Origin of the sequence: Peribacillus sp. CSMR9 (assembly GCF_033141925.1) — a bacterium.
Lineage (GTDB): Bacteria > Bacillota > Bacilli > Bacillales > DSM-1321 > Peribacillus > Peribacillus simplex_A.
This window is the reverse complement of the sequence record NZ_JAOPHO010000184.1, coordinates 1-1356: the sequence shown is the minus strand read 5'-3', so window position 1 is coordinate 1356 and position 1356 is coordinate 1. Positions and strand designations below refer to the sequence as shown.

Sequence of the window (1356 nt, the reverse complement as noted above, 5' to 3'; positions counted from 1 at the left end):
GTCCAACAATTACTAAATTAGAGTGAAATTTAAGAAATAGAAAAAAGGGTAGTCATTAGATTACCCTTTTTTCTACATATAGTTTGGGGGAATTTACAAAGGGCAGGCGACTCTTTTAAAAACTTATAAGGAGTGAAAAATATGAAAAAGAAAATCATCATGTGGGTTACTGGTGTTTTAGTAGCCATTATACTTCTTGGGTTAGTAGGTATGACATTCTATACATACGCTCCGATATCTGAAGTAAAAACAACCAATGAATCCGTCGAATGAAAAGGGATCTAGGTTCCAAATTGAAATGATAAGGAGATAGATTAATTTTGTGGAAAATTGACCCTGAGAAACAAGAATTGATTAGAACATACTCTTTAGTTGCTATTGCAGCAAGCCTTATTGTCATTGCTTATAATATAAATGCTCATTTGATTGATGTTGTTCAGATGTTAGGTGCTCTTGTAAACAAAGGAAATTAATCTACGGAAAGAGTGAGGGAATTTATGGAGAACTTTTTGCAGTTTTCACCAATACTAGTCTGGATTGTTATAATTGCATTAGTAATTGCAATAATTTATCAACTTGTAAAGAGATCTGGACGAAGTAATGAATAAATTTGAGCTATATATAGTAGGATTATTAGTAGTTATTGCAGGAAGCCTTATAGTCATTGCTTATCAGCTAAAAAGATGGTTACCTGAAATTGTTCAAATGTTAATGTAATCAAAGGTTATTAAGTAGCATTTTTTTCTGCATATAATTTCTATAAAGGGGAAAATATGATAAAATAGAGGAACAACTGAGGATAGAGTGGGAGGTCACAGTTTCACCTTTGCCATCTAATGATAGATGGGAAGGGAGGTGACCGCATGATACATTTTCTATTGAACATTGTAACAGATATTGGTAAAGACGTTATAGTTGCTGTAGCAACCAGTCTCATCATATCTGCGTTCAGTAAGAAAAAGAACCACTCCGCCCTCCAAGATGGAAATGGTTCTTCTTCTGATTCTTCTGATTAAGTAGTTGTGACCAACCACTCTTGCTAGTTGTCACCCTCATGTTACCAGCATGGGGGTGTTTTTAGTTTATGTTAATATAAGGATAACATACCCCAATTTTAATGTAAATATTCATACACTGTAAAGGGGAATCACTGACTACACCGTGAAGCACGAACTGTGTTTACATGAAGGTCTAAGCTTCTTCTTATTTTGTATGTATTATTCATCATACGACTTACCATTTGCATCGTCATAAAGACACTTACCATGTTCCCAATACCCACCATAATGAACACATTTTCCAGGCATCAAGCGTCCGCTCATAATGAGCTTCCCGTTCTTCTATATCCACCTGGAT

Annotated in this window: 3 protein-coding genes; all 3 read left to right on the top strand. The window is 34.8% G+C overall.

What is annotated here, in order from left to right:
* Window positions 1–141: 141 nt before the first annotated feature.
* The 3 genes from N9I19_RS24760 to N9I19_RS24750 all read left to right on the top strand — a co-directional run bounded on the left by N9I19_RS24760 (window position 142) and on the right by N9I19_RS24750 (window position 1016).
* Window positions 142–273, top strand: a complete 132-nt coding sequence (locus N9I19_RS24760; RefSeq protein WP_317779334.1) for a hypothetical protein — start codon at window positions 142–144, stop codon at window positions 271–273.
* A gap of 47 nt (window positions 274–320) precedes the next feature.
* Window positions 321–473 carry a hypothetical protein gene (locus N9I19_RS24755; RefSeq protein ID WP_317779333.1) on the top strand — a complete coding sequence of 51 codons (153 nt, stop codon included), beginning with the start codon at window positions 321–323 and terminating at the stop codon, window positions 471–473.
* Window positions 474–863: 390 nt separating this feature from the next.
* Window positions 864–1016, top strand: coding sequence for a hypothetical protein (locus N9I19_RS24750; RefSeq protein ID WP_317779332.1), 153 nt, complete (start codon window positions 864–866; stop codon window positions 1014–1016).
* The last annotated feature ends 340 nt before the right edge of the window (window positions 1017–1356 follow it).

Excerpts from the sequence above, each read along its gene's own strand:
- N9I19_RS24760 (WP_317779334.1), top strand. The coding sequence starts at position 142 with ATGAAAAAGAAAATCATCATGTGGGTTACTGGTGTTTTAGTAGCCATT.
- N9I19_RS24750 (WP_317779332.1), top strand. The coding sequence starts at position 864 with ATGATACATTTTCTATTGAACATTGTAACAGATATTGGTAAAGACGTT.